The sequence below is a fragment of the Azospirillum sp. genome (assembly GCF_050789165.1).
The window spans coordinates 135,366-156,293 of sequence record NZ_JBOZRT010000155.1; the positions used below are offsets into that span (position 1 = coordinate 135,366).

Annotated in this window: 19 protein-coding genes; 12 read left to right on the top strand and 7 right to left on the bottom strand. The window is 69.7% G+C overall.

All coding sequences use genetic code 11. The features are described from left to right. Nucleotides 1–14: 14 nt before the first annotated feature. The 5 genes from ACRWK7_RS32615 to ACRWK7_RS32635 all read left to right on the top strand — a co-directional run bounded on the left by ACRWK7_RS32615 (nt 15) and on the right by ACRWK7_RS32635 (nt 4,271). A complete protein-coding gene (locus ACRWK7_RS32615) occupies nt 15–1,181 on the top strand; it encodes an aspartate aminotransferase family protein (RefSeq protein WP_431861603.1) in 1,167 nt (388 codons plus the stop codon). Then, a complete protein-coding gene (gene argF, locus ACRWK7_RS32620; protein WP_431861605.1) occupies nt 1,178–2,095 on the top strand; it encodes an ornithine carbamoyltransferase in 918 nt (305 codons plus the stop codon). The genes ACRWK7_RS32615 and argF overlap by 4 nt, the downstream gene beginning before the upstream one ends. Beyond that, nucleotides 2,092–3,066, top strand: coding sequence for an Hsp33 family molecular chaperone (locus tag ACRWK7_RS32625; RefSeq protein WP_431861607.1), 975 nt, complete (start codon nt 2,092–2,094; stop codon nt 3,064–3,066). The genes argF and ACRWK7_RS32625 overlap by 4 nt, the downstream gene beginning before the upstream one ends. Nucleotides 3,067–3,122: 56 nt before the next feature. After that, nucleotides 3,123–3,575: a PRC-barrel domain-containing protein gene (locus ACRWK7_RS32630; RefSeq protein ID WP_431861609.1), complete on the top strand. Its 453-nt coding sequence runs from the start codon at nt 3,123–3,125 to the stop codon at nt 3,573–3,575. 93 nt (nt 3,576–3,668) lie between these two features. Then, entirely contained in the window at nt 3,669–4,271 is a 603-nt protein-coding gene (locus ACRWK7_RS32635; RefSeq protein WP_431861611.1) for a hypothetical protein, read from the top strand. 81 nt (nt 4,272–4,352) lie between these two features. Here the strand turns inward: ACRWK7_RS32635 and ACRWK7_RS32640 are convergent, their stop codons facing one another. The 4 genes from ACRWK7_RS32640 to ACRWK7_RS32655 all read right to left on the bottom strand — a co-directional run bounded on the left by ACRWK7_RS32640 (nt 4,353) and on the right by ACRWK7_RS32655 (nt 9,168). Then, nucleotides 4,353–4,916: a DJ-1/PfpI family protein gene (locus ACRWK7_RS32640; protein WP_431861612.1), complete on the bottom strand. Its 564-nt coding sequence runs from the start codon at nt 4,914–4,916 to the stop codon at nt 4,353–4,355. A gap of 468 nt (nt 4,917–5,384) precedes the next feature. Then, nucleotides 5,385–6,119, bottom strand: coding sequence for a TerC family protein (locus ACRWK7_RS32645; protein ID WP_431861614.1), 735 nt, complete (start codon nt 6,117–6,119; stop codon nt 5,385–5,387). A 98-nt stretch (nt 6,120–6,217) separates the two neighbouring features. After that, the gene (locus ACRWK7_RS32650; protein ID WP_431861616.1) at nt 6,218–6,637 is read right to left on the bottom strand and encodes an RNA-binding S4 domain-containing protein; all 420 of its coding nucleotides are present in this window, start codon (nt 6,635–6,637) and stop codon (nt 6,218–6,220) included. Beyond that, nucleotides 6,634–9,168 (bottom strand): helicase-related protein, encoded by a 2,535-nt coding sequence (locus tag ACRWK7_RS32655; RefSeq protein ID WP_431861618.1) that lies wholly within the window; start codon nt 9,166–9,168, stop codon nt 6,634–6,636. Before ACRWK7_RS32655 ends, ACRWK7_RS32650 begins: the two co-directional genes overlap by 4 nt. A gap of 146 nt (nt 9,169–9,314) precedes the next feature. Between ACRWK7_RS32655 and ACRWK7_RS32660 the strand changes: the two genes are divergently transcribed. Further along, complete coding sequence (locus ACRWK7_RS32660; RefSeq protein WP_431861620.1) at nt 9,315–10,892, top strand: hypothetical protein; 1,578 nt, start codon at nt 9,315–9,317, stop codon at nt 10,890–10,892. A gap of 195 nt (nt 10,893–11,087) precedes the next feature. Continuing rightward, entirely contained in the window at nt 11,088–12,959 is a 1,872-nt protein-coding gene (htpG, locus tag ACRWK7_RS32665; protein ID WP_431861622.1) for a molecular chaperone HtpG, read from the top strand. Nucleotides 12,960–13,026: 67 nt separating this feature from the next. Here htpG and ACRWK7_RS32670 read toward each other — a convergent pair whose 3' ends face one another. Continuing rightward, nucleotides 13,027–14,952 carry a TonB-dependent receptor domain-containing protein gene (locus ACRWK7_RS32670; RefSeq protein ID WP_431861624.1) on the bottom strand — a complete coding sequence of 642 codons (1,926 nt, stop codon included), beginning with the start codon at nt 14,950–14,952 and terminating at the stop codon, nt 13,027–13,029. Nucleotides 14,953–15,258: 306 nt separating this feature from the next. Between ACRWK7_RS32670 and ACRWK7_RS32675 the strand changes: the two genes are divergently transcribed. The 4 genes from ACRWK7_RS32675 (at nt 15,259) to ACRWK7_RS32690 (ending at nt 17,262) form a co-directional block, all read left to right on the top strand. Continuing rightward, a complete protein-coding gene (locus ACRWK7_RS32675) occupies nt 15,259–15,693 on the top strand; it encodes a Fur family transcriptional regulator (RefSeq protein WP_431861626.1) in 435 nt (144 codons plus the stop codon). A gap of 160 nt (nt 15,694–15,853) precedes the next feature. Next, nucleotides 15,854–16,111 (top strand): hypothetical protein, encoded by a 258-nt coding sequence (locus ACRWK7_RS32680; RefSeq protein ID WP_431861627.1) that lies wholly within the window; start codon nt 15,854–15,856, stop codon nt 16,109–16,111. Nucleotides 16,112–16,148: 37 nt separating this feature from the next. Further along, entirely contained in the window at nt 16,149–16,796 is a 648-nt protein-coding gene (locus ACRWK7_RS32685; protein ID WP_431861629.1) for an HAD family hydrolase, read from the top strand. A gap of 88 nt (nt 16,797–16,884) precedes the next feature. Further along, a complete protein-coding gene (locus tag ACRWK7_RS32690; protein WP_431861805.1) occupies nt 16,885–17,262 on the top strand; it encodes a response regulator in 378 nt (125 codons plus the stop codon). A 110-nt stretch (nt 17,263–17,372) separates the two neighbouring features. Here ACRWK7_RS32690 and ACRWK7_RS32695 read toward each other — a convergent pair whose 3' ends face one another. Both ACRWK7_RS32695 and ACRWK7_RS32700 read right to left on the bottom strand, forming a co-directional pair. Beyond that, a complete protein-coding gene (locus ACRWK7_RS32695) occupies nt 17,373–18,974 on the bottom strand; it encodes an AMP-binding protein (protein WP_431861631.1) in 1,602 nt (533 codons plus the stop codon). 88 nt (nt 18,975–19,062) lie between these two features. Further along, on the bottom strand, nt 19,063–19,791 hold the full coding sequence (locus tag ACRWK7_RS32700; RefSeq protein ID WP_431861633.1) for an SAM hydrolase/SAM-dependent halogenase family protein: 729 nt from the start codon (nt 19,789–19,791) through the stop codon (nt 19,063–19,065). 159 nt (nt 19,792–19,950) lie between these two features. Here ACRWK7_RS32700 and ACRWK7_RS32705 point away from each other — a divergent pair, with 159 nt between their 5' ends. Beyond that, the gene (locus ACRWK7_RS32705) at nt 19,951–20,916 is read left to right on the top strand and encodes a metal ABC transporter solute-binding protein, Zn/Mn family (protein ID WP_431861635.1); all 966 of its coding nucleotides are present in this window, start codon (nt 19,951–19,953) and stop codon (nt 20,914–20,916) included. Nucleotides 20,917–20,928: the final 12 nt, after the last annotated feature.

Here is a 20,928-nt window from a genome sequence, read left to right on the forward strand (position 1 = left end):
TGATTCCGGTCGTCATGCCCACGTACTCCCGGCCCGACATCGAGTTCGAGCGGGGCGAAGGCGCGTATCTCTACGATACCGCCGGGCGACGATTCCTGGATTTCGCGTCGGGCGTCGCCGTCAACGCGCTCGGCCACGCGCACCCGCATCTGGTCAAGGCGCTGACCGAGCAGGCGCAGAAGGTCTGGCACATCTCCAACCTGTTCAAGGCCGCGGGCACCGCGGGCCAGTACGGGCTGGCGCAGCGGCTGGTGGACGCCACCTTCGCCGACACGGTGTTCTTCACGAACTCCGGCGTCGAGGCGTGGGAGTGCGCGGTCAAGGTCTGCCGCAAGTACCAGTACGAGACCGGCCATCCCGAGCGCTGGCGCGTCATCACCTTCGAGCAGGCCTTCCACGGCCGCAGCACCTCGGCCATCTCCGCCGCACAGCAGGAGAAGCTGGTCAAGGGCTTCGGGCCGCTGGTGCCGGGCTACGATCTGGTCGCTTTCGGCAACCTGAACGAGGTGCGCGCCGCCATCACGCCGGAGACCGCCGCCATCTGCGTCGAACCGGTGCAGGGCGAGGGCGGCATCCGCGTCGGGTCAGAGGACTTCCTGCGCGGCCTGCGCGCGGTGTGCGACGAGTACGGCCTGCTGCTGATGCTGGACGAGATCCAGACCGGCATGGGCCGCACCGGCAAGCTGTTCGCGCACGAGTGGGCGGGCGTCGCCCCCGACGTCATGGCCGTGGCCAAGGGCATCGGCGGCGGATTCCCGCTGGGCGCCTGCCTCGCCAGCGAGAAGGCCGCGGTCGGCATGACCGCCGGCACGCACGGCTCGACCTACGGCGGCAACCCGCTGGCCATGGCGGTGGGCAACGCCGTGCTCGACGTCGTGCTGGCGCCGGGCTTCCTGGACGGCGTGGAGCGCATCGCCGGCGTGCTCCAGCACCGCATGGAGGATCTGGTGCGCACGCACGGTTCCGTCTTCACCGAGGTGCGGGGCAAGGGCCTTCTTCTGGGCCTGAAGTCCGTGCCGACCAACACAACCGTCATCGAACGCCTGCGCGCCAACGGCCTGCTGAGCGTCGCCGCGGGCGACAACGTGGTCCGGCTGCTGCCGCCGCTCGTCATCGGCGAGGCCGAGGTCGACGAAGCGATCGGCATTCTCGACCGTACCGCACGGGAGCTGGCGTCATGAACGCCCCTAAGCATTTCCTCGACCTGCACCACTTCGACACCGCGACGCTGCGCGCCATCCTCGACGACGCCGCGACGATGAAGCGCAACCGCGCCGCCTACGCCGACCGGCTGCGCGGCCGCACGCTGGCGATGATCTTCGAGAAGCCGTCGACCCGCACCCGCGTGTCGTTCGAGGTTGGCATGATGCAACTCGGCGGCAACGTCGTGGTGCTGAAGCACGACGACATGCAGCTCGGCCGCGGCGAGACCATCGCCGACACCGCGCGCGTGCTGTCGCGTTACGTTGACGCCATCATGGTGCGCACCGGGCCGGAGACCCGCCTTCAGGAACTCGCCGCGCACGCGGCTGTTCCGGTGATCAACGGTCTCACCAACGAATCGCACCCCTGCCAGATCATGGCCGACATACAGACCTTCGAGGAGCGTTGCGGCCCCATCGCCGGCCGCACCGTCGCCTGGACCGGGGACGCCAACAACGTCGCCGCCAGCTGGGTGCACGCCGCCGTGCGCTTCGGCTTCACGCTGCGCCTCGCCTGCCCGAAGAATCTTCGCCTGCCGCCGGCCCTCATGGACTGGGCGAAGGCGGAGGGCGTTGGTTCGGTCGTCAACGTGGACACCCCGGAGGAGGCGGTGCGCGGCGCCGACTGCGTGGTCACCGACGCCTGGGTGTCGATGAACCACTCCATGGAGGAGAAGCAGGAGCGCTACGACGCGCTCGGCCCCTATCAGGTGAACGAGCGCCTGATGGGTCTGGCCAAGCCGGACGCGATCTTCCTGCACTGCCTGCCGGCGCACCGCAACGAGGAGGTGACCGACGCCGTCATCGACGGTCCGCGGTCGGCCGTCTGGGATGAGGCGGAGAACCGCCTGCACGCCCAGAAGGCGGTCCTGGCCTGGTGCATGGGCGCATGACGGACGCGGCGGTGACCAATCCGGCCCCTCAGAATCCGGCGGTGGACGATCTCGTCCAGCCGTTCCAGATCGAGGCGTCGCACCTGCGCGGGCGCATGGTGCGGCTCGGCCCCACGCTGGACGAGATCCTCGCCCGGCACGCCTACCCCGACGCGGTGGCGAAGTTCCTCGGCGAGACGATGACGCTCGCCGTGCTGCTGTCCAGCATGCTGAAGTACGAAGGCATCTTCACGCTGCAGACCAAGGGCGACGGCCCCATCAAGCTGATGGTGGCCGACGTCACCTCGGTGGGCGACGTGCGCGCCTACGCCCAGTTCGACGAGGAGGAACTGCGCAAGGCCGGCGACGACGTGGACATCGCCCCGGCCCCGGCTCTGCTCGGCAAGGGCCACATCGCCTTCACGGTGGACCAGGGCCAGAACACCGACCGCTACCAGGGCATCGTCGAGCTGTACGGCAAGACGCTGGCCGACTGCGTCCAACACTACTTCCGCCAGTCGGAGCAGATCGACACCGGCGTGACGGTGAGCGTCGGCAGGAGCGACCAGGGCCACTGGCGCGCCGGCGGCATCATGCTGCAGCGCCTGCCCGAGCAGCAGCCGGGCGCTGGTGGAGCCCAGCTCTCCAGCGACTCCGAGGACGGCTGGCGCCGCGCCATGGTGCTGATGGCGAGCACCACGTCGGACGAGCTGCTGGACCCGGACCTGCGCGCCAACGACCTGCTGTTCCGCCTGTTCCACGAGGACGGCGTGCGGGTGTGGCCGCCGTCGCACCTGCGCTTCGGCTGCCGCTGCTCGCGCGAGCGGGTGGTGACCATGCTCTCCAACCTGCCCCGCGCGGAAGTCGAGACCATGAAGGTCGAGGGCACGGACGAGGTGGAGGTGGTCTGCCAGTTCTGCTCCACCGCCTACCGCTTCGACGAAGCCGCGCTGGACAAGGTGTACGAAGGGAAAGACGACCCCTCCGCGTGAGGTAACGCCGTCTTGGCTGTTCTTCCCCTATCGACAACTGTTAGGGGAGGTGCGTCATGCGCACGTCAGCCTTTGTGTTCCTGTCGGCCTTCACGCTGCTGTCCACCGCCGGCTGCGCGCAGATGGAGGACATGTTCGGCGGGTCGTCGTCCACGCAGGCCCAGCAGCCGCTCACCCAGCGCAACACCATGAGCGTCGCGTCGCTGACGCCGCAGGAGATGATGGGCAAGAACGTCGTCACCGAAAGCGGCCAGAAGATCGGCGAGGTCGAGGACGTGCTGCTGCGCAACCGCTCCAACCGCGCCTCGCACGTGGTGGTCGGCGCCGGCGGCTTCCTCGGCATCGGCGAGCGCAACGTGGCGCTCGACGTCGACAAGCTGCGCTGGTCGGGCGACCGCAACGCGCTGGTCGCCATGAACATGACCCGCGACCAGATCGCCAACCTGCCCGAGTACCGTTACGACGGCAGCATGGTGTCGCTGAACCGCTCGCGCCACATGAAGCAGTGACGGCGCAATCCCGGCGCCGCGCCGGCTTGGTGCGGCGCGGCGCCGGGGGTATATAGGGGCGGCCATCCTTTCCCCTCCCCGACCGGAGAGAGCATGTCGTCCCGCCGTTTCCTCCTTCTCGCCGCCGTGGCGTCCGTGACCCTCGCCGCCTGCCAGAGCGCGGCGCCGGTGCGTCCCGCCCCGCGTCCCGTCGACTTCTCGGCGTTCGGTCCGATCGTGCTGAACGCCGCGACCATCGACTTCGTCGACGCCACCCGCCCGGCTGCCGGCGTGCATGTCGAGCCGCGCGCCGTCACCCCGCCCCTGGAGGCGCTGCGCCAGTGGACCGCCCAGCGCCTGCAGCCGGCCGGCCGTGCCGGTTCGGTGCGCGTCACCGTGCGCGACGCCAGCATCGTCGAGGTGCCGCTGGCGAAGACCAAGAGCGGCGTGACCGGTTACTTCACCAACGAGCAGTCGCACCGCTACGACGGCCGCATGGAGGTCGAGATCATCGGCGAGGCGCCGGTGTCCGGCGGCGGCAGCTTCCGCGGCACCACCAAGGCGGCGGCCACCTACTCCGCCACCGTGGCGGAGAACGCCACGCTGCACGACCGCGACGCCACCATCAGCGAGGTGTCCCGCCGCCTCGCCGAGGAGATCAACGCCCGCCTCGACGCCGGCATCCGCAAGGATCTGACGGCCATGGTGGTGCGGTAGAGAGCCCGAAAAACCAAAAGGGCGGCCGGGCGCCTCACCGGCACCCGCCGCCCTGCGGCAGCGTCGAAAGGAAAGGCCGCGTTAGGCGGCCTTCTTCACCTGGGCGGCCTCGAAGAAGACCTTCAGCAGCGTCTCGACGAACGCCGGCACGTCGTCCGCACCGCGGGCAGTCACCGTCAGGCCGTCCACCACGAGGTTCTCGTCGCTCAGCTTGGCGCCAGCGGCGGTCAGCGTCTCGGCCTGGCCCTCGATGGCGACCAGCGTGCGGCTGCGCAGCTTGCCCGGGATGGCGAGCAGCTGGATGCCCTGGTCGATGGCGGCGATCGGCTTGCCGGCGTCGAGGAAGTGGCCGACGATGCGGCGGGTGTGCGCCGACTGCTGCAGCTTGGCGACGCTGCGCTCGCCGCCCGGCAGCACCAGCATGTCGTAGTCGGAGCCCAGCACGTCGCCCAGCTGCTTGTCGACCGGGAAGTAGTGGCCCCAGGCGCGGCCATGCCAGCCGTTCACCAGGCCGGTTTCGGTGGAGATCGTGTGCAGGGTCGCACCGGTCTTGAGGAGGGCCCGCTGTGCCTCGGTCATCTCGACCTCCTCGAAGCCGTTGGCGACGAGGATGGCAATTCTCTTACCCGCGAGCGGCTGATCCATACTCATATTCGTCCTTTCACTGTTCATCCTGGACGGGAGACGGGCTGTGGGGCCGCGCTCCCGGTCGACCGAAGCCGCCGCGCGTGTCCTTGATCCTCGGGACGCCTATGGGAATGCATCCGCCCACCGCGCCGGTCGGCGGGGTGTGGCGAAGGGACCCGCGGCCGTCTATTGGGGAAAGCCGGCGCAGGGGCGAGCACGCCCCGGTCGATGTGTTTTGAGCATGGAACACAAGTGGCCTCAAGAAGGTCCCGAGTCAATGGTTGATTCCGCAGCGCAGCGAGGGAAAACCACGGATTCGGGGCCTTGTCACAGCCTACGAACGGCCTGGGGCTTGGCCTTGCGCCATCGAAGCCCGGGGTTGGGCCGCGGTCATACGCAAGGCGGCCATGTGCGTTGCGCAAGCCTTGTCGCGCAAGGGTTCGATCCATTCCGGAACGTTCGATCCGACAGCGGCGCCCTTCCCCTTTATCCTCCCGCCGCCTCGCGCCGCTTCTTGCGGCGCCCGGAGGCCATGAGGTTCAGTGCCTCGACCAGGGCCGAGAAGGCGATGGCGAAGTACAGGTAGCCCTTGGGGATGTGGAAGCCCAGGCCGTCCGCCACCAGCGCTACGCCGACCAGCAGCAGGAACGAGAGCGCCAGCATCTTCACCGTGGTGTGCCGGTTGACGAAGTCGCCGACCGGGCCGGAGGCGAACAGCATCACCGCCATGGCGATGACCACGGCCGCCACCATCACCGGCAGGTGATCGGACATGCCGACCGCGGTGATGACGCTGTCCAGCGAGAACACGATGTCCAGGAGCATGATCTGGATCACCACGCCGGTGAAGGTGGCGACCGCCTTGGCCACTCCTTCTTCCTCGTGCCCCTCGACGGTGTGGTGGATCTCCAGGGTGCCCTTGGCGAGCAGGAACAGGCCGCCGCCGATCAGGATCAGGTCACGCCCCGACACCGCGAAGGAGCCGACGGAGAACAGCGGCTGCGTCAGCGTCGCCACCCAGGCGATGGACGCCAGCAGCAGCAGCCGGGTGATCAGCGCCAGCGCCAGGCCGACCTTGCGCGCCTTCTCCTGCTGGTGCGCCGGCAGCTTGGCCGCCATGATCGAGATGAAGATGATGTTGTCGATGCCGAGGACGATCTCCAGCGCCGTCAGGGTCAGCAGGCTGGCCCAGACGTCGGGATCGGAAAGCAGGTCGAGCATGGTGGCGGTTCGTTTCGCTGTGCGTCCGCAGAGGGCGGCGATGCCGGCCTAGATGTGGTCGCCGCCCATCCCATGCAATAGCCTGACCTGCGCCGTATTCACTCCTCGGCCTTCAGCCGCTCCAGCGCGCGGCGGTCGCGCTTGCTCGGCCGGCCGGCGCTCTGCGGCCGGCTTGGCACGTCCATGGCGGTTTCCGCAGCGGGCGGCGACAGGTCCTCGTAGAGGGCGCGCGCCTCCTCCGCCGGGCCGCGGCGGCTGCCCAGCGCCAGCACCTTGACGACGCGGATGTGCCGCCCTTGCGGGAAGGTCAACACGTCACCGGGTTTCACCGCGTGGTGCGCCTTGGTCACCAGCGAACCCGAACACCGCACCACACCGCCGTTGCAGACCTTGGCGGCGAGGCTGCGCGTCTTGAAGAAGCGCCCGAACCACAGCCACTTGTCGATGCGGAGCCGGCCGGCGCCGGCCTCGGGTTGCCCATCGTCGAAGTCGTCGTGGTCATCGCGCTCTGTGGTCATCCGGCACCGTGCAGTTGGCGGAGCTTGGCGAAGGGGTGGTCGGCGTTGTGCGAGGGGGCCTTCTTCGGGCGGCGCGGCGTATCGGGACGCTTGGAACGGCGGCGGCGCCACGTCACCGCACCGTCCTCCGCCACGGACCGCGTGTAGCCCAGGCCGGCGAGGACCGCCAGCAGATCCTCGGCGCCGACGCCGATGATCTGCGCCAGCGCCGGCTCCGCCACCGGCGGCGCCTCACCCTTGCTCTGCTTCATCATTTCGACTTCAAGACGATCGAGCATGTCCACACGCACCGCCCGCGGCCCGGCGGTGGGGTAGCCGATGGCCTCCCAGAAGGCCGGCGGCGCGCCTTCGCCGGCCACCGAGACGCGGCCGGGCGGCGGCGTCGGTGCGGGCAACGCGCGGCCCTGGTGCACGGTCCACAGCAGCGCGCGCAGCCCCACCGCGGCGGGCTTGGCCAGCGCCGGCAGGTACAGGTGGGTGACGCCCAGGCGCACGCCCAGCGCATGGAACGCCTTGCGGTCCTCGCGCGACAGCCCCTCGACCATCGCCGCCACCGGCTTGCGCGCCAGCACGCCCAGCCCTTCCACCAGCTGAAACGCCAGACCGCGCGCCGGTCCCGACAGCCCCTCGGCCTCGTGCAGCCGCAACAGCGGCTTGAGCGTCGCGGCGACGTGGCTGCGCATCCAGACCTCCAACCGGGCGCGCACGCGGTCGCTCTGCGCCTGATCGAGCAGCGCCTCGGCGTTCGGCACCACCGCCGGGGCCAGCACCGACGGCCCGGCACCCAGCCGCGCCACGGCGATGCCGCGCCCAAAACTTCCAGACCAGGAGAGGACGCCATCCTCGCCCAGCGCGAACGCATCGTCCGGCTCGTTCTCCAGCGTGCGCACCCGGTTGGCGATCTCGTCGCGCAAAGCCCGCCGGGCGGCGGTCAGCAGCGCTCGCGCCTCGTCCGAGCGGTCCGGCGCGTCGGGGATGAAGCGGAAGCCCTCCAGCTGGCCGACCGCGTGCCCCTCCACCACCACCTCGCCGTCGGCGCGCACGCCGCCCATCAACGCCCGCCCGTCCGCCAGCGTGCGTACCAGCGTCGCCGAGCGGCGGTCGATGAAGCGCTGGGTCAGGCGTTCGTGCAGGGCGTCGGACAGCTTGTCCTCGATGACGCGGGTGCGCTCCTGCCAGTGCACCGGGTCCTTCAGCCACGCCGGCCGGTTGGAGATGTAGGTCCAGGTGCGGATGTGCGCGATGCGCGCCACCAGCGCGTCGATATCCCCCTCGGTGCGGTCCAGCCGCGCCACCTGCTTGGCCACCCAGTCCTCGTCCAGCCGCCCGGCCGGCGCCCGCAGGTAGCGGAAGATCTGCCCGAGCAGCCGCGTGTGCGCGTCCGACAGCACCTTGCGGAAGTCGGGAACCTGGCAGACCTCCCACAGCAGCTGCACCGCCGGTTTCCCCTTGGCCAGCGCCATCACCTCCGGATCGCGCGCCAGCGCCTGCAGCGCGAGGTGGTCGTCGGCGTCGCGGGTGCGGATCAGCTCGGGGATCGGCGGGCGCGCCTCCAGCGACTGCAGCAGGAAGCCCGGCGTCTCGAAGCGCAGCGCCGAGTTGCGCCAGCTCAGCGCCTTCAAGGTGTCGAACTCGTGGTTCTCGACGCGGTCGACCAGCTCGGGTTCCAGTTCGCCGACCTCGTCGGTGGTGCCGAAGGTGCCGTCGCGCATGTGGCGGCCGGCGCGGCCGGCGATCTGCCCGACCTCGGGCGCGCGCAGGCGGCGCGGTGCGAAGCCGTCGAACTTCACGATGCGCGCGAAGGCGACGTGATCGACGTCCATGTTGAGGCCCATGCCGATGGCGTCGGTCGCCACCAGATAATCCACCTCGCCGGCCTGGTAGAGACCGACCTGGGCGTTGCGGGTGCGGGGCGACAGCGCGCCCAGCACCACCGCGGTGCCGCCGCGCTGGCGGCGGATCAGCTCGGCCATGGCGTAGACGTCGGTGGCCGAGAACGCCACCACGGCCGACCGCGGCGGCAGGCGCGTCAGCTTCTTGTAGCCGGAGTAGGTCAGCTGCGAGAAGCGCGGGCGGGTGATGAACTCGACGCGCGGCACCAGCTTGCGGATCAGCGGCTGGATGGTGTCGGAGCCGAGGAACATCGTCTCCACCAGCCCGCGCGCGTTCAGCAGCCGGTCGGTAAAGATGTGCCCGCGCTCCGGGTCGGCGCACAGCTGGATCTCGTCCACCGCCAGGAAATCCACGGCGCGGTCGAGCGGCATCGATTCGACGGTGCAGACCCAGTAGTCCGGGTGCGGAGGGAGGATCTTCTCCTCGCCGGTGACGAGCGCGACCTTGGCCTTGCCCTTGATGCCGACGATGCGCTCGTAGTTCTCGCGCGCCAGCAGCCGCAGCGGGAAACCGATCATTCCCGTGCGGTGACCGAGCATGCGCTCGATCGCGAGGTGGGTCTTGCCGGTGTTGGTCGGTCCGAGGACGGCGACCACCCGGCCCCCCACCCCCGACGGGTCGTAGCGGGCCTCTACCATGGCTCTAAGCATTGGGGTTGGCGGCCCATGATTGCAAGCGTAAGGGAAGCCGTGTCCCGCACCGCGCCCGCCGCATCGTGATGGACCGCGGCCGCGGGACGCGCTCTACTGGACGTCAGCAAAGACCAACCGAACCGGGAGGCTCCATGTTCCGCTCCGCCACGCTGGCCGCCGCCGTCGCCCTCGCCATCTCGGGCCCGGCCTGGGCGCAGTCGGCACCGGCCATCAGCGCCGATGGGGCCGCCGCCATCCGCGCCGCCATCGCCAAGGGCCTGAAGCAGACCTTTCCCGAGTCCGAGGACGAGGGCGTCGAGGTCTTCTTCGACGGCGAGCCGACCGTCACTCCCGCCGGCGACCATTACGAAGTGGCGCTGCCGCCGCTCACCATCTCCGGCGAGGACGCGAGCCTGGACGTCGGCGTCATCAAGCTGAACGTTGTGCCGAAGGCCGACGCCACCTACGCGGTGGAGGTGACGCTGCCCTCGCGCATGGAACTGACCGACGACGAGGACAAGACCTCGGCCCTCACCATCGGCAAGCAGCGCTTCACCGGCGTGTGGAACACGGCGGTGGAGAACTTCGTCCAGGCCGACGTCGCCTACGGCGACATCGCGCTGGTGCCGCCGAAGAAGGAAGGCGCGCTGCGCATCGGTTCGCTGACCGCGACGCAGGACATGCGCCCGGATGGCGGCCCCAACATCTGGAGCGGCCCGGTGGCCGGCGCCATCAGCGACGTGACGCTGTCCGACAAGAAGGCGACGCTGCTGAAGATCGGCTCGGTGACCATGGAGGCCAACTACGGCCGCCTGGACCTGGCCAAGGTGGGCCAGCTGAAGGCGCTGGCCACCAAGTACGCGGCCGCCGGCACCGAGCCGCCGTCGGCGCAGTTCCTGCCCCTGCTGGGCGGCATCCTCGGCGACGCCACCATGCGCCTGCGCGTCAGCAACGTCGCAGCCGGCGACGCCGAGGGCCGCGTCGCCTTCGACCTCGCGGCGCTGCAGTTCGGCATCACCGACATGGACCGCGCCGCCTCCACCTTCAGCTTCGGCTTCCAGGGCGACGGCCTGAAGATCGAGCCGCTGCCCGGCCCGCAGCAGTTCATGCCGCAGCGCTTCGACTTTCAGGTCTCGCTGGCCAAGCTGCCCAACGCCGCCATCGGCCAGGCGGTGACCGCCATGGCGGCGCTGGAGGAGCAGCAGCGCGCCAAGCCCAGCAAGCCCAGCGCCAAGAAGAAGGGCGCCGATGAGAACAAGAACGAGGCGCGCGACGCGCTGATGGCGGTGACCGGCACCATGCTGACCGAGGCCGCCACCAACGCCGGCACCGAGTTGCGGCTGGACAAGCTGACGCTCGACACGCCCGCCGCCACCGGTTCGGTCACCGGCGCGCTGCGCATGCTGTCCAAGGCGGCGATGGGCGCCGTGGGCGGCGCCGAGGTGATCCTGCGCGGCCTCGACTCCGCGGCCGAGGCGCTGAAACCGAAGCCCGGCGCCCAGCCGGACCCGGGCACCCAGGAGACGCTGGGCATGATCGCCATGCTCCAGGCCATGGGCCAGCAGGGCAAGGACGAGGCCGGCAAGGACATCCGCACCTACAAGTTCGAGCTGACCGAGGGCGGGCAGATGCTGCTGAACGGCGCCGACATGAGCGCCATGATGGGCCTGGGCGCCACGGCGCCCGAGCCGGCGCCAGAGGCGAAGCCGAAGGGCGGCAAGAAGAACTGAGCGAAAACGCAACCGACGCTCTTGCACCCCGGCCGGATTTTTCACACATATCCGGCCGGATCGGCCCGGCGCACCTCCGGCCCGAACCCTTTTTGCCGTCATCCCCGCCTTCGCGGGGATGACGGTACAGGAGGGGCGCCCGGAACTCCGATCCACCAACTCGTCCGACCAACAAAAAGAACCAAGGTGAACCCGATGACCGAGGAACGGCTCAATTTCCAGGCCGAGGTCAGCCGCCTGCTCGACATCGTCGCGCACTCGCTCTACAGCGAGAAGGAAGTCTTCCTGCGCGAGCTCGTCTCCAACGCCTCCGACGCCTGCGACCGGCTGCGCTACGCCGCGCTGACGCAGCCGGAGCTGTCGGCCGACGACCCGAACCTGAAGGTCCGGCTGATCGTCGATAAGGAGGCGCGCACCCTCACCGTCGCCGACAACGGCGTCGGCATGAACCGCGAGGACCTGGTCGAGAACCTGGGCACCATCGCGCGCTCGGGCACCGCCGCTTTCATGCGCCAGCTGACCGGCGATTCGAAGAAGGACGTCAGCCTGATCGGCCAGTTCGGCGTCGGCTTCTACTCCGCCTTCATGGTCGCCGAGAAGGTCGAGGTGCTGACCCGCAAGGCCGGCGAGGCGCAGGGCTGGCGCTGGATCTCCGACGGCCGGGGCGAGTTCACCATCGGCGAGGCGGACAACGTGGCGCGCGGCGCCCGCGTGATCCTGCACCTGCGCGAGGGCGACGACGAGTACCTGGAGGAGCACCGCCTGCGCGCCATCGTGCGCAAGTACTCCGACCACATCGCCATCCCCATCCTGTTCGGCGAGGGTGACGACGCCACGGCGCTGAACAGCGCGTCCGCCCTGTGGATGCGCTCCAAGAACGAGATCACGCCCGAGCAGTACAAGGAGTTCTACCACCACGTCGGGCACGGCTTCGACGACCCGTGGCTGACCATCCATTGGCGGGCCGAGGGGGCGATCGAGTACACCAACCTGCTGTACGTCCCGGCCACCCGTCCCTTCGACCTGTTCGACCCGAAGCGCGCCCACCGGGTGAAGCTGTACGTCAAGCGCGTGTTCATCACCGAGGGCGCGGACGGCCTGCTGCCGCCCTACCTGCGCTTCCTCAAGGGTGTGGTGGACACCGAGGACCTGCCGCTGAACATCAGCCGCGAGATGCTGCAGCACAACCCGATGCTGGCGAAGATCCGCGCCGGCATCACCCGCCGCGTGCTGGGCGAGCTGTCGAAGAAGGCCAGGGACGAGGAGACCGCGGCGGAGTACCAGACCTTCTGGGAGAACTTCGGCGCCGTCCTCAAGGAGGGCCTGTACGAGGATTACGAGCACCGCGACGAGCTGCTGAAGCTGCTGCGCTTCCGCTCCACCAACGGCGACGGGCTGGTCTCGCTGGAGGACTACGTCGGCCGCATGAAGGAGGGGCAGGACGCCATCTACACCATCGCCGGCGACGACGTGGACACGCTCCTCAAGAGCCCGCAGCTCGAGGGCTTCCGCGCCAAGGGCGTGGAGGTGCTGCTGCTCACCGACCCGGTGGACGAGTTCTGGGTGCCGGCGGTCGGCCAGTTCAAGGACAAGACGTTCAAGTCGGTCACCCGCGGCGGCGCCGACCTCGGCAAGATCCAGGGCGGCGAGGACAAGCCGGAGGCGGAGAAGCCGGCCGAGGGCGACGTCGCCAGCCTGATCGCGCTGTTCAAGCTGACGCTGGCCGACGCGGTGAAGGACGTCCGCCCGTCGGAGCGCCTGACCGACAGCCCGGTCTGCCTCGTCGCCGACGAGACCGACATGGACCTGCACCTGGAACGCCTGCTGAAGCAGCACAAGCAGCTCGGCGCCGGCGAGTCCAAGCGCATCCTGGAGCTGAACCCCGGCCACCCGCTGATCAAGCGGCTGGTCGACCGCGCCCGGAGCGCCGGCGCCTCCGATCAGGACCTCGCCGAGGTGGCGTGGCTGCTGCTCGACCAGGCGCGCATCGTCGAGGGCGAGGCCCTGCCCGACCCGGTCGCCTTCGCCAGGCGGCTGTCCGCGATGATGGAGAAGGGGCTGGCCTGACCGTCCGCAAAAGCATGGGGAAAGGGCATGCCGCATGCCCTTTCCCTTTTGAAGGCGGACGTGCCTGTCAGAAGGACGCGTTCATGGCGACGTACACCGTCCGCCCCCGTTCGGCGTAAGGGAACAGCGGGGATTTGTCCGCCAGACGCACGTCGCCGATGTTGTTCAGGCCGGCCCGCAGACGCAGGTTCTCGTTGATCTGGTAGCTGCCGGTCAGGTGCAGGAGGGTGTAGGACGGCGCCCTCGTCGGCCCGGCGGTGCCGGACAGATACTGGCGGCCCAGGTACTCGGCGCTCAGCCGGCTCTGCCAGGGGCCGCTCTCCCAGTCCAGCCCGAGGGTGCCGCTGTGCCGCGGCCGCCCTTCCAGATCGGCGCCGGTGTCCCGGTTGGTGGCGTGCAGGTACAGGTAGTTGGCGGACAGCGCGAAGCCGGCCCCCAGTTCCTGGCGCCCCGCGGCCTCCAGACCGTCGATGCGGGCGTGCGAGATGTTGTCGTAGATGTAGGTGCGCCGGGCGCCCTGGACGCGCACGAGGCGGGTGTCGATCAGGTCGTCGAAATCGTTGCGGAAGATGCTCGCCGCGAGCGACCGGCCCTGGCCGGCCCAGTCGAAGCCGATCTCCCAGGTGCGGCTCGTCTCCGGCCGCACGTTGGCGTTGCCGAGGAAGGTGTGCGGCCCCTCCGCGCCGACGTAGTTGGGGGAGATCTGCTTCAGCGTCGGCGCCCGGAAGGCTTCGCCGTAACCGCCCTTGACGATGAGCGACGGCGTCGCCTTCCAGACGACGTAGGCGCGCGGGCTCAGTTCCGCACCGAAGGTCTGGTGCACGTCCCGGCGCCCGCCGAGCGTCACCGACACCGTATCGGTGAGCACGATCTCGTCCTGCAGGTAGAGCGCTTTGTGGGTGGCGCTGTCCTCGCCGCCGAGGAGGCCGGCGTTGCGCAGGGTCTCCGTCCGGTGCTCGCCGCCCGCCGTGACGACCTGCCGCTCGCCGACCGGCACGATGACGTTGCCGTCGAGGATCCGGTCCTTGAGGTTCTGCGGCCGGGTCGGCGCGATGCCGAGAGTCCGGCTGTTGGTGACGTCGAACTCCGTCTCGGTGTAGCGGATCTCCGACCGCGCCACCCCCCAGTCGCCGCGGTACCCCACCGAGCGCTGGCTGCGATCGAGGTCGTAGCTGTCGGTGAAGTAGCGTCGGGCGCCGGAGGTCTCCTGGTTGCCACGCCAGCGGGTCTCCCGGCTTTCCAGCAGGTTGACGGACACCTCATGCCCTTCGACCGGACGGAAGGTGAGGTCGAGGGTGCCGCCGCGCCGGCTGCGCCCCTCGAGTTCGCTCAGAAGCGGGGTGCCGGGCAGCGGCACGGCGGCCTCGCGGAAGTCCTCGGCCGAGAAGCCGACGGAGACCTTGTCGCCCAGCGGGCCACCCGCCGAAACCGCCACCTGACGGCCGTCGCCGCCGGCGTCGGGGTTCAGGTCGCCGCGCACGGTTCCCTGGGCGGTCCAGATCTTGCCCGTCTTCTTGGTGATGATGTTGACGACGCCGCCCATGGCCTCGGAGCCGTAGAGCGCCGACATCGGGCCGCGAACCACCTCGATGCGCTCCACCTGCCCCATCGGGATCCAGCCGTACTGGTAGTCGGAGTGGCCGATCACGTCGTCGGTCGCCGAGATCCGGCGCCCGTCGATCAGCACGAGCGTGTGGCGGTTGTCGGTGCCGCGGATGGAGAAGGTCTTGCGCCCACCCACCTGCTGACCGAGCAGGCTGATGCCGGGCGTGGAGCGCACCGCCTCCTGGAGGTCGGCGGCCCCCTTCGCCGCGATCTCGTCGGCGTTGATGATGGTGACGGTCGCCGGAGCCTCGGAGGCCGTGTGCTCGGTGCGGGTGGCGGTGACGGACACCGGATCGAGCCGCATCGCCCCGTCCTGGGCGATGGCGGGAACGCTGAGCAAAAGGAAGGGCAATGGCGCCAGAGGGCGCAGGGTGCGCGAAGCAGGCATGGGCGGTCCATGGCTGGGTGTTGGACGGGCCCTGGCTGGCTGGCGAAACGGCGGGCTGGCGGGCGGTATGGCGTCGCGTCGCACGACCGGCCAAAATCGGTAATGCGACGCATTCGCAACAATGCAGCACCCCTTTCGTCCATGACTTGACCGCGGTCAAGGCGACGCCGGAATCACGGCGCCCAAGGCCAGCAATGCTGGTCATGCGAACGTTTCTACGCCCCTTGAATAAAGCCGTTTCTTCCCCCTTTGGAACGCTTCGCCTCCGCACTATCTTTCTTGGGTCAGTCCCGGAAAGTGGATCCTATGCCTTCGCGGATCGAAGACCTCTGCGCCCAGAAGGGCCTCAAGATGACGGACCAGCGCCGGGTGATCTCCCGCGTGCTGTCGGAGTCCACCGACCATCCCGACGTGGAGGAGGTGCACCGCCGCGCCGTCGTCATCGACCCGCGCATCTCCATCGCCACCGTGTACCGCACCATGCGCCTGTTCGAGGACGCCCAGGTCATCGAACGGCTGGACTTCGGCGACGGCCGCGCGCGGTACGAGGAGAAGAAGGACGAGCACCACGATCACCTCATCAACCTGCAGACCGGCGAGGTGGTGGAGTTCACCAGCGAGGAACTGGAGCAATTGAAGTCCACCATCGCCCGCAAGCTGGGCTATGAACTGGTTGGCCATCGCCTGGAGCTGTACGGCGTCCCCCTCGGCCGTCAGACGGCCTCGCAAGACAACTCTTGATAGAAGGGGGTTATCCGGCGGGATTCGCCGGTCGCGCCGTCCGGAACCGGCCGGAGCCCTGGAAACCCTTGCGGAGTGCGCCGCCCGCGGGACTGTGCGTGGCGTCCCCTACGGTCTAGGTTCAGAATCGACCGCAAAAGCACGGGACTCCAGGCCGCCCATGGATCACAGCGACGACCCCCTTCTGATGGCGATCCTCGCGCGCCTTGACCGCCTGCACGACACCGTCGAGGCCAAGTTCGACGCCATGGACGCACGGCTGCGCAACCTGGAGCGCGAGTCCGGCGAGATGATCAACCTGCTGGTCTCCATCAAGGCCAGCCTCGACTGCGCCGTCGACGAGCTGGTCGAGGAGGCGGAGGACGACGACGAGGACGATGACGACGAGTCAGAGACCGTCTGGCACTTCATTCATTGAGGACGCCATTCCGTCAGCGATCTGCTACACACGCGTCATGCGGACGGAAGCCCCTACCCTCGACCGGCCTGCTGTCGAGCAGCATCCCGGCGTCGCCTTCTTCGATTTCGACGGCACGCTGGTGCACGGCGACACCCTGCCCATGTTCATCGCCGAGGTGATCGGCCGGCGCCGCACGCGGCTGGCCTTCGCCGACGCGATCCGCTCCGCGGGGCACCGCCACCTGCGCGGCCGCGGGCCGGGGGTGGACTTCCGCGGCTCGATCAAGGAGATCCTGCTGAAGCGCACGTTGCGCGGCCTGCCGCTGGCCGACGCGCACGCCGCGGCTGAGCGGATGTCGGCCAAGCTGCGCTGGCACCCGCCCACCGTGCAGGCCCTGCGCGAGCACCGCCGCGCCGGACGCCGCGTGGTGGTCGCCACCGGCGCGCTCGACGTCTACATGCCCTTCCTGCTGCGGGAGGAGGCGGTGGACGACCTGCTCGCCACCGGCATGGAGGTGCAGGACGGCCGCCTGACCGGCCGCCTCGCCACCGGCAACTGCGTGCGCATCGACAAGGCCGACCGCGTGCGCGCCTGGCTGGCCGCCAACGGCCCGGCCGGCGAGACCTGGGGCTACGGCAACCGCCCGAGCGACCTGCCCATGCTGGCGCTGCTCGACCGGAAGATCGTCGTTCGCATCCCTTAATGGTTTCTTTACGCCCTCCGGCCAATAGTGTATGACATTGGTCAGGTATTGCCGTCCTGGCCATATGACATGAGGCGGAGGCTTGACTGTGTTCAGCATCGACGTGCAGGTCGGGAAGTCCTCTCCGGCGCGGCTGGCCGTGGTCGCCGACACCGACCTGGAGCAGCGCACCGCCGTCTCCCGCCAGCTGGAGGCGCTGGGCTTCACCGTGGCGCAGGCCAGCGACGGTTACGAGGCGCTGTCGATCATCGGCGAGCGCGAGCCCGGCATCGCCCTGCTGCGCAGCCACGCGGAGTCCGACGACGGCGAGCGCATCGCGGCGCTGGCCCGCATGCTGTACCCGCGCACCCGCATCATCATGACCACCGGCCCGGCCGACGCCCGGACCGGCGACGACGCCTTCACCGTGCTGACCCTGCCGGCCGATGCCCGCGGGCTCGACCGCTGCCTGCTCGAGGCGGCGTAAAGACTGCTGCCCCCTCCCTAACCCTCACCCTCTTCGAGGTGGAGGGAACTTGGCCGCTCTACCCCCTCTCCCGCGAAGCGGGGGAGGGCTGGGGAGGGGCATGCGCGCCTCTACGTAGCATCCCGCACCCGGTCCCACACGCCGGGCCCGACGCCGCGCTCGCGCAGCTTGCCCTTCTGCACCTTGGCGGTGGGCGTCTTCGGCAGCGCGTCAACGATCTGCACGTAGCGCGGCTGGGCGTAGCGCGGCAGCTCGCGCGCGGCGTGGCGGACGACGGCCTCCACCGTCAGCGCCGCCCCGGGGGACGGCACCACGGCCAGCATGATGTCCTCCTCCATGCCCTCCCCTTCCGAGGGAACGCCGTAGGCCGCCACCTCCTCCACGCCCTCCAGCCGGGAGATCGCGGTCTCCACCTCGTAGGAGGAGACGTTCTCGCCGCGCCGCCGGATGCAGTCCTTGATGCGGTCGACGAAGGTGACGTAGCCGTCCTCGCCCATCACCGCGGCGTCGCCGGTGTGGAACCACAGGTTCCGCCACGCCTCGACCGTCTTGTCGGGCATGCGGTGGTAGCCGGTCATGAAGCCGAACGCCGCCTTGGGGCGCACCATCACCTCGCCGATGTGGCCGGGCGGCACCGGGACGTCGGTGACGGGATCGCGGATCTCCACCTCGAAATAGCGGTCGTAGAGCCGGCCGCAGGTGCCGGGACGCGGGTTGCCCATCTCGCAATAGAGCGGAATGTTCACCTCGGTCATGCCGTACAGGCCGATGACGTCGCGGATGCCGAAGCGCTCGCGCAGCACCGCCTCGGTCGCCGCCGGGTTGGGCGCGGCGCCGACCAGGCGCAGCCGGTGGTCGCGGTCGTAGGGCCGCGGCGGCTGCGCCACCACGAAGGCGGTGACGGCGCCCAGGCTGTTGGTCACCGTGCAGCCGTAGCGGCGGACGTCGGAGATCCAGGCCGATGCGCTGAACCGCTCGCGCAGCACCGCGTCGCAGCCGGCGATCATGGTGGCGAACAGCTGCATGAACAGCCCGTTGGCGTGGAACAGCGGCAGGCAGATGTAGAAGCGGTCCGCCTCGGTCATCGCGTAGTTGTCGATGGAGCCCAGCCCGAACAGGAAGGCGTGCCCGTGCGGCATCAGCACGCCCTTAGACGGCCCGGTGGTGCCAGAGGTGTACATGACGCAGTGCGTGTCGCCGGCCCGCGGCATCGGCCCCTCGTACGGCCCGGCGCCGCGCCAGCCCTCCAGCGCCGCCAGGGCGAACGGAAAGCCGCTGGGCGCCACGGCGGTGCCGACGCTCAGCACCGTCTTCAGCGCGGTAAGCCGCGATCCCAGCTCGGCGAAGCGGTCGAGCAGCGTCTGGTCGGCGATGGCGAGCGCCGCCCCGGCGTTCTCCAGCTGGTGCTCCAGGAAGGATCCCTTGAGGTCGGTGTTGAGCGCCACCAGCACCGCGCCCAGCCGCGCCAGCCCCAGCCAGACCCGCACGAAGTCGAGCCCGTTGGGCAGCATCACCGCCACCATGTCGCCCGGCTTGACCCCGAGCGACGCCAGGAACCCGGCGACCCGCGCCGCCTCGTCCTGCGCCTGGGCGTAGGTCAGCGCCGCCCCGTCCGCCATGGTGACGAACGGCCGGTCGCCGCGCGCCGCGGCCTGATACGCCAGCACCTCCGGCACGACCCAGCGCGCCTCGTCGCGCAGATGGGGATACATGCGACGCCCTCCCTGACCCCGGTTCTTATCTCATTGGAATGGAAGGGTAGCGGGGCGATCGGGCCTGGGGCAAGTCATAGGGTGCGACTCAGGCTTCCACCTCGACCGCCATCCCCACCTCCAGTTCCAGGTCGCGGTCCGCGCGCCCGCGGTTGACGGCAATCTCCACCAGCCCGTTGGAGTTGACGTACCAGAACGCCTCGCCCTCCGCCGCAGCGCCGAAGGTATGGGCGTGGCGCAACTCGTAGCCGTTGGCGATCAGCAGCGCCGACTCCGGCACGCTGCCGGCGCGCAGCCCGGTCATGGCGTTGCCGTAGACGTCCACATAGACGATCCGCGCCAGATCGTCCGGCCAGTCCGGCCGGGCGATCTCCTCCTGGCTCACCGGCGTTGCCAGCGGGGCGCGGCCCAGCGCCGCCCGCGCCGCCACGGGGGCGAACAGGTCACGGCCGTGGAAGGTGTTCGACAGCCGCGGCGGGCGCCAGTCGATGACCGCCGCCTTGAAGTCCACCGCACGGCGGCGCACCAGCTCGAACAGGCCGTTGTCCGGGCCGACGAAGGTGCGGCCGTCGGCCTGCACCCACAGCGGCCTGCGCTCCGTGCCGACGCCGGGATCGACGACGCAGACGAACACCGTGCCGGCCGGAAATTCCGGCGCGTAGGCGGCCAGCAGGTAGGCCGAGAGCTGCGGGTCGAAGGCCGGGGCGTCGGCGAACAGATCGATGATCGGCACGCCCGGCGCCTCGCGCAGGAGCGCCGCCTTGACCTGCCCGGTGTACGGCCCGGCGAGCCCGAAATCGGTGAACAGCACGATCATGCCCGCCAGTATAGCGCGCGACCGCCGACCTGTAACCCATCCGAAGCGACGGAACATGTCTTGTCTCGCCGCGACTCCGCTTCATATATCCAGAGGCGGAAAAGACGATCGCGGCATCTTTATTTTGTTATGACGGAACTCGTCTGAATGATCGGGAATATGAACAGGTATTCAGCTTTTCTCCTGGCGATGCTGACGCTGCTGTGGACGGCCGCTCCGGCCTCCGCGCAATCCAAGCGCCTCAACGTCCTCGCCACCACGGGCATGGTCGCCGACGTGGCGCGCGCCGTGGCCGGCGAGCGCGCCGAGGTGTCGGCGCTGATGGGCGAGGGCGTGGACCCGCACCTCTACAAGCCGACGCGCTCCGACATCGCCCGGCTGACCCGCGCCGACGTGGTTCTGGTCAACGGCCTGCACCTGGAAGGCAAGATGGACGAGGCGTTCCAGCGCGTTGCCTCGTCCGGCAAGCCGGTGGTCCGCGTCGCCGACCGGGTGCCGCGGGAGCAGCGCATCACCCCGCCGCAGTTCGAGGGGAACGACGACCCCCACGTCTGGATGGCTCCGGCGTTGTGGATCCACGCGCTCGACTCGGTGCGCGACGCGCTGTCCGCCGCCGACCCGACCGGCGCCGAGACCTACGCCCGCAACGCCGATGCCTACCGCAAGGAATTGGCCGAGCTGGACGCCTACGCCCGCCGCGTCCTCGCCTCGATCCCCGGCAACGCGCGGGTGCTGGTCACCGCGCACGACGCCTTCAACTACCTGGGCCGCGCCTACAGCATCGAGGTGCGCGGCATCCAGGGCGTCAGCACCGAGTCCGAGGCCGGCCTGAAAAGCATCGAGGAGTTGGTCGCCCTGCTGGTCGAGCGCAAGATCCCCGCCGTATTCCCGGAGACCAGCGTCTCCGACCGCAACGTCCAGGCGCTGGTCGAGGGGGCCGCGGCACGCGGCCACACCGTGGCCTTGGGCGGCGCGCTGTTCTCCGACGCGATGGGCGCACCCGGCACCTATGAGGGCACCTACATCGGCATGATCGACCACAACGTCACGCTGATCTCGCGGGCGCTGGGCGGCGACGCCCCGGCCGGCGGCTTCCGCGGCAAGCTGACACTGGCGCAGCGGTAAGGGAGGCCGACC

What these genes read in the sequence shown, in the direction of transcription:
- ACRWK7_RS32615 (WP_431861603.1), top strand. Translation starts at nt 15, where the DNA reads ATGCCCACGTACTCCCGGCCCGACATCGAGTTCGAGCGGGGCGAAGGC.
- argF (WP_431861605.1), top strand. Translation starts at nt 1,178, where the DNA reads ATGAACGCCCCTAAGCATTTCCTCGACCTGCACCACTTCGACACCGCG.
- ACRWK7_RS32625 (WP_431861607.1), top strand. Translation starts at nt 2,092, where the DNA reads ATGACGGACGCGGCGGTGACCAATCCGGCCCCTCAGAATCCGGCGGTG.
- ACRWK7_RS32630 (WP_431861609.1), top strand. Translation starts at nt 3,123, where the DNA reads ATGCGCACGTCAGCCTTTGTGTTCCTGTCGGCCTTCACGCTGCTGTCC.
- ACRWK7_RS32635 (WP_431861611.1), top strand. Translation starts at nt 3,669, where the DNA reads ATGTCGTCCCGCCGTTTCCTCCTTCTCGCCGCCGTGGCGTCCGTGACC.
- ACRWK7_RS32640 (WP_431861612.1), bottom strand. Translation starts at nt 4,916, where the DNA reads ATGGATCAGCCGCTCGCGGGTAAGAGAATTGCCATCCTCGTCGCCAAC.
- ACRWK7_RS32645 (WP_431861614.1), bottom strand. Translation starts at nt 6,119, where the DNA reads ATGCTCGACCTGCTTTCCGATCCCGACGTCTGGGCCAGCCTGCTGACC.
- ACRWK7_RS32650 (WP_431861616.1), bottom strand. Translation starts at nt 6,637, where the DNA reads ATGACCACAGAGCGCGATGACCACGACGACTTCGACGATGGGCAACCC.
- ACRWK7_RS32655 (WP_431861618.1), bottom strand. Translation starts at nt 9,168, where the DNA reads ATGGTAGAGGCCCGCTACGACCCGTCGGGGGTGGGGGGCCGGGTGGTC.
- ACRWK7_RS32660 (WP_431861620.1), top strand. Translation starts at nt 9,315, where the DNA reads ATGTTCCGCTCCGCCACGCTGGCCGCCGCCGTCGCCCTCGCCATCTCG.
- htpG (WP_431861622.1), top strand. Translation starts at nt 11,088, where the DNA reads ATGACCGAGGAACGGCTCAATTTCCAGGCCGAGGTCAGCCGCCTGCTC.
- ACRWK7_RS32670 (WP_431861624.1), bottom strand. Translation starts at nt 14,952, where the DNA reads ATGCCTGCTTCGCGCACCCTGCGCCCTCTGGCGCCATTGCCCTTCCTT.
- ACRWK7_RS32675 (WP_431861626.1), top strand. Translation starts at nt 15,259, where the DNA reads ATGCCTTCGCGGATCGAAGACCTCTGCGCCCAGAAGGGCCTCAAGATG.
- ACRWK7_RS32680 (WP_431861627.1), top strand. Translation starts at nt 15,854, where the DNA reads ATGGATCACAGCGACGACCCCCTTCTGATGGCGATCCTCGCGCGCCTT.
- ACRWK7_RS32685 (WP_431861629.1), top strand. Translation starts at nt 16,149, where the DNA reads ATGCGGACGGAAGCCCCTACCCTCGACCGGCCTGCTGTCGAGCAGCAT.
- ACRWK7_RS32695 (WP_431861631.1), bottom strand. Translation starts at nt 18,974, where the DNA reads ATGTATCCCCATCTGCGCGACGAGGCGCGCTGGGTCGTGCCGGAGGTG.
- ACRWK7_RS32700 (WP_431861633.1), bottom strand. Translation starts at nt 19,791, where the DNA reads ATGATCGTGCTGTTCACCGATTTCGGGCTCGCCGGGCCGTACACCGGG.
- ACRWK7_RS32705 (WP_431861635.1), top strand. Translation starts at nt 19,951, where the DNA reads ATGAACAGGTATTCAGCTTTTCTCCTGGCGATGCTGACGCTGCTGTGG.